This is a genomic window from Ramlibacter humi (genome assembly GCF_004681975.1).
Taxonomy (GTDB): Bacteria; Pseudomonadota; Gammaproteobacteria; order Burkholderiales; family Burkholderiaceae_C; genus Ramlibacter; species Ramlibacter humi.
Window position 1 is genome coordinate 1 of the sequence record NZ_SMLK01000016.1, and the last position, 5,531, is coordinate 5,531.

Consider the following 5,531-nt stretch of genomic DNA (forward strand, 5'->3'; position numbering starts at 1 on the left):
CGACTGCACCTAACCAGAACCCGAGCTCGCTTGGCACGTTCACGTTCAACCAGCGCTTCCCGGGGCAGGTGTTTGATACGGAGACAGGGCTCAATCAGAACTGGAACCGCGAGTACCGAACCGCTTGGGGGCGCTACGTACAGAGCGATCCCATAGGGTTGGCGGGCGGCATCAATACGTTCAGCTATGTCGGTGCGAATCCTCTGAGCTTTTCGGATGCGAAGGGGTTGCAGGCGGTCCTGCCCGGCCCAGGGGGAATTCCGATTCCTGTGATCCCTCTGCCGGATAGGCAGAACATGTCACCTGTTCCAGGTAGGGATCCTGCCGACGGTCCTGCCCCGCCACCTGGTACCGGGACGATCATTTGGCCGTCAGGGTTTGGCCCGGACTCCCAGCCGACGCAATGCAGAATCGAGATCCCGTGCACGCCGCCGCCGCGACCGCCGAAGAACGACTGTGAGAGCCAGCTGAAGGTCTGTACCGACATCGCCAGGTCGTACTCGTTCGTGACCAAGGCTGCATTGATGGGCGCGTGCTTTGTGCAGTACGCGATCTGTAAGAAGGTCTTCAAGGACAACTAGCGTGAAAGCCGTTTATCCAAGCAAGACGTTCTTGACTCAAACGCGCGACGCGTTCGTCAAAAGGCAGGATCATGTGATGCTGATTACCAGCCCATGGAGAAGAAAGCTCGTCGCGCGGGAGATTCAGGGGTGGGCAAAGTCACTCCGCCAAGCCAATGAAATTGCGACAGGAAGATCAAAAGGATTTCCTCTTTGCATGATGCTGATGCCATCTCTGATGAGCATGCATCATTTCGCCATAGCTCACGGGTATGTTATGAGCTTTCATTTTGCCGATGATCAAATTGAAATCAGGTACGAGTTCAAAGGTCAAGATGTACCTCTTGCTCAAGAAAGAAAACCGACCGCAACTCCTTAGCTGCTAAGGCTGGGGTGCGAGTGCGGCGGGGCTCCTGTCAACAGACCGCGTCAGCGGAACTAGAGTACTCAAGGTGCACTCACGCCACTGTCCGGCGCGCGGTGTGGGCTGTGAGTTAGTGGAAAGTCGAGGAAGTGGTTTTCGCAGGATCCTACCTATGCGATGAGCTACGCGTTCGCCGACGGCAATCAGTTCGGAGCACCCTTACTCTGGGTTTGCGAGGCACGCCGCAATGTCGCCGCATTGCACGGCAGCCAAGTAGGGTTGTTGCAGTCGCACGCGAACCTGCTGTCCCAGATCACCTACAACGCCGACGGGCAGGTGCAGGACTGGCAGTGGTCGGATGGGACCGCCCGCACGATCACGTACGACGACGCCGGCCGCATCGCAGGGTACAGCTTGGGCAACCCGGCGGGGACAGGCAACAAGGCTGGCGTGGTGCGGCAACTGCAGCGTGATGCGGCCGGCCGCATCACCGGGTACACCCACAGCAACAGCGCCGGGTCGGTGAACGCGCTCGACCAGAGCTTCGGGTACGACAGTCTTGATCGGCTGGTGACCGCCACGTGGGCGACCGGCAGCATCGGCTACAGCTACGACGCGAACGGCAACCGCACGGCCAAGACCGTGGGCGGGACGACCTACGCCAACTCCGTCGACAGCCAGAGCAACAAGCTGCTGAGCGTGACGCATGCCTCGGGCACGAGCATCGTGAGTCATGACGCCGCGGGCAACGTGACGGGCGACGGGACCTCCACGTACACCTACAGCGGGCGCGGGCGCATGGCCACCGCGTCGCCCGGTAGCCTGACCTTCGCCTACGACTGGCTGGGCCAGCGCGTGCGCAAGCAATCCACGGGCGCATCGCCGACCAGCACCTACTACGTCTACGACGAAGCGGGGCGACTGACCGGGGAGTACGACGCCAGTGGGACGCCGGTGTACGAGACGATCTACCTGGGTGGCACGCCGGTGGGCGTGATGAAGCAGGGCGCGGCGTACAACGTGTACGCCGACCAGATCGACACGCCGCGCATGGTCACTGCGCAGGATCAGACCATTGTGTGGCGCTGGGATGCTGCAGAAGCGTTTGGAGCGACTGCACCTAACCAGAACCCCAGCGCGGCCGGGACGTTCACGTTCAACCAGCGCTTCCCAGGGCAGGTGTTTGACTCGGAGACCGGGCTCAATCAGAATTGGAATCGCGACTATCGTGCCGCCTGGGGGCGCTACGTCCAGAGTGATCCCATCGGGCTCGTCGGAGGTATCAACACTTTCGCCTATGTCGATGGCAACCCACTCAGCTTCATTGACCCTCTCGGTCTGGCTGGTGACAGTCCCGAGGGGGCCAAGGGAAAGTATGAAAAACCCCCAAATCCGAACAAGAAGCCTCCGCCGCCGCATCGACAGCAGAGCGGCGAGCGCGAGCGCAACGTAGGCCATGAGAATGCGGAGGAGCACTCTCGACAGTCAAAAGGGCAGCGAGGTACTCGTGGTTCGCGCGGCGCGCGAGGCATCGGCGGCCTGTTCATCTGGGAGCTGCTAAATGAAATGTGCGGAGAGAATCCGGAGCTCCCTGGCTGCGAGATGTTTCGCAAGGAACCGGAGCCTTGTCCGAGCTGAGGAGTCGAGAAGTGCCCCATGATCTGTTTGACTTCGACGACATCCATGCACTGCTGCGTGCGCAGCAACCTCGAAAGGCCTTGCGCCGACTGCTAACCCCAGACGGTGGCCTACGTGCGGGCTACTTTTACGACAAGAACCATGCGTGGTATTGCGTCGGATGCGCGCATTTCGATTTGGGCAACTATCCGGATGCTCGGAGCGCCTTCCGTAAGGCGCTCCGAGCTGACAGCAGTGACCTGCAATGTTTGCTGGCCATAGGAAATTGCTACGACGCGGAGGGAAAGCCGAAACTCGCTGAGAAGGCTTTCCTGAGCGGCCTTGCGATGAATCCGAATCGCACAATCTCAGCCAAGTTCAAGTTGAACTTGGCCAATGCTTTGTTCGACCAGGATCGCGACACTGAGGCTCTCACGCTCTACAAAGGGCTAGCCAGGCGGCGCGACTTGGTGGGAGACCGTGCTCGAGCCAACATAGATCGACTGCGAAAGCGGCGTCATCCACCGTTGAAGGCTGTAGTTCCGAACTTGGATGAACCACTTAAAGTACATGGACGGCTACAAAGCAGCGATCTGGTCGATGATCTCTCTCGGGCGAAAGATGGGGTGTGACATGTCGGAAGAAACTGCCGCCGCACTCACGCTGATTACGCCTGGCGCTCCTCGATAGGAGCACGCATGATCGTTCATATCTTTTTCTCGCTGTTGGGCTCTCCATCTGACGCGTTTGGCCGTGTGAGCGGCGGGTTCGAGATCGACTTGCCGATTGAGAAGGGCCGAGAAGTTCATGTCCTCAGACCGAAAGAGAGCGATTGGTTTGGGGGCTCTCTAAAAATCGAAACGGTAACGCGCTTCCCAAATCAGGAGCGGCTGTTCGTGGGTTTGCAGGACATCGTAGTCAAATCGAAGGATGACGCGTCTCGACTTGGCGGGAGATTTGAAGCGGAGGCGGGACTACTCTGGGACGCGTACGACTGACCGCTGTAGCTTCTTAAAGGAAGACCACTCCCCAAACGTCTGCAGCGGTTTAGCTGATAAGCCAAAGAAGGGCAACGATTGCAGCCATTGTTCTTCCCCCACCCTGCGAGCATGGCATCAATCACGTGGATGGAGACGCTGGGCCCCCGAGGAATCTCCGAAAGCGCCCGCTTGAAAGCGGGGAAGTGGGGCGGAGAGGAAGTGCCCGGCCAGTGCTAGCCGCGGCTGGCCTGTGAACGAGTGCGCCTTGAGCGCCGCCGAAACGTGCGTAACCACCCGAAAGCAGCAATAGCCCGCTTCAGCTGCTACTGGGGAGAACTCAACGTCCGCTGACGCCGCTCTCCGGCACGAGGCCAGGCTTTGAATTAGAGAAAAGATGAAAACAATGAAAACATGGAGTGAAGTCCTCCGGGTTCCATCCGCGGACGCGGCTGTGCCGCGCTGCTGGAATCGACTCATGCGCATCGCGCGCGGGAGGGCCACAGCAGCTTGTCTTCTTTCGGCGAGCGTGCGCGGCCTAGCCGTGCTGGCGACGCTCTTGTCGATGCATGCGCATGCCTCTTTCCCGGCTGCTGACACGACGCCTGTAGACCCTCTGGCTTGGGTGACGGTAGCTGACCCCTACGGAAAGGTGGGGGTAGATTCAACGCCCAGCGCAGCTTGCGCTCAGTTGACACCGAACGGCGGGTACACCTTCACTGGCGCAGTCAAGAGTGGACTACAGTGGTACTGCACTGGGACGGGAAATGGACACGACCCTTCTGTCGGCTTCCCGAACCTGCCTGTCAGTGTCCGGTGTGCTGCCGGCGCTACCTTCAATCCGGCAACTGACAAGTGCGTGGCTGCGGCGTGTCCCGCGACTGCCGACCTGGAGTCCTCCAGTTGCACGTGCAAGGCTCAGTTTCGCGAAAACGCCGCTCACAACGGCTGCGACGTCAAACAGACGTCTCGCGCATTCCTGCCGTTCCAAGGCGCTTCTGGCGTCTCGCCGTCTCAATGGATAACCGTCAACACCTCCTATGGTCAGTATGTTGGGGCGACGCCAAGTAGTGCTTGCTCTCAATTTCCCGCCAACAACGGCTACACCTTCACAGGTGCGGTCAAGAACGCGAGCGGTTGGTTCTGCACGGGAACGGGTAATGGCCACGATCCCTCTGTAGGGTTTAGCAACCTCCCGGTATCGCCGATTTGCCCCAGCGGCACGACGTTTGACCTGGCGTCGGACCGGTGCTTCGCCGGTCAACAGTGCCCTGCCAACGCGACGTACGACGCTGCTTCGAACACCTGCGGCTGCGCGTTGGGCTATCAAGTGGCACGCAACGGCACCGCTTGCGAGGCGCCGCCGCTGCCCCCTGGTGCGGCGTACGGATCGCAAAACTCCTGCCCTCGCGAGGATGGCTCGGAGGTGGGAAAGCCGATCCTGCCGGGCACGGGAGCCAAGGCGAAAGTCCAGGTCGACTACGTTGATCCGGCGGGACGTGGGCCCGATGTCGTTCGCACCTACTTGAGCAACGTACGCGATGCCGTGGTGCCCATGGGCATCGGCTGGAGACTGGGTCTGCTGCACGTGCTCAGGTCCACCAGCACGAAGGCGGTGATCACGCTGGGCGATGGCTATGTCATCACGTTCACCCGCGCCAACACGAGCTCGCCCTGGGCGGCGGTGGGTGCCGCCGACACGCTGACGATCTCCGGCACGCAATGGCGAATCAAGGATTCCCGAAACGATGACGTGTACCTGTTCGAGCCCGCGGGCACAGGCACTGACTATGCCAAGAGCGTCACACAGCGGAACGGCTGGGTGACCAGCTATGCGTACACCAACGGCCAACTCACACAAGTCGTCAATCCGTTCGGCCGAACGCTCTCGCTGGTGTACGCACCGAGTGGGCTGCTGAAGTCCATCACGGCGCCCGACGGCCAGCTGATCCAGTACGCCTACGACACGGCCAACCGGCTGACCTCTGTCACGTACGCCGACGGTGCGGTTCG

At 60.6% G+C, this 5,531-nt stretch carries 6 protein-coding genes; all 6 read left to right on the forward strand.

The features are described from left to right. The coding region (locus EZ216_RS21130; RefSeq protein WP_135251789.1) for an RHS repeat-associated core domain-containing protein at positions 1-581 on the forward strand (581 nt) is incomplete at its 5' end. 1 nt (position 582) lies between these two features. Beyond that, a complete protein-coding gene (locus EZ216_RS21135; protein WP_135251790.1) occupies positions 583-939 on the forward strand; it encodes a hypothetical protein in 357 nt (118 codons plus the stop codon). 162 nt (positions 940-1,101) lie between these two features. Beyond that, on the forward strand, positions 1,102-2,562 hold the full coding sequence (locus EZ216_RS21140; RefSeq protein ID WP_135251791.1) for an RHS repeat domain-containing protein: 1,461 nt from the start codon (positions 1,102-1,104) through the stop codon (positions 2,560-2,562). A gap of 11 nt (positions 2,563-2,573) precedes the next feature. Further along, positions 2,574-3,173 carry a tetratricopeptide repeat protein gene (locus EZ216_RS21145; protein WP_167773015.1) on the forward strand — a complete coding sequence of 200 codons (600 nt, stop codon included), beginning with the start codon at positions 2,574-2,576 and terminating at the stop codon, positions 3,171-3,173. A 66-nt stretch (positions 3,174-3,239) separates the two neighbouring features. Next, the gene (locus tag EZ216_RS21150) at positions 3,240-3,539 is read left to right on the forward strand and encodes a hypothetical protein (protein WP_135251793.1); all 300 of its coding nucleotides are present in this window, start codon (positions 3,240-3,242) and stop codon (positions 3,537-3,539) included. Positions 3,540-4,083: 544 nt separating this feature from the next. Continuing rightward, a partial coding sequence (locus EZ216_RS21935) for an RHS repeat domain-containing protein (RefSeq protein ID WP_239024476.1) occupies positions 4,084-5,531 on the forward strand: 1,448 nt, incomplete at its 3' end.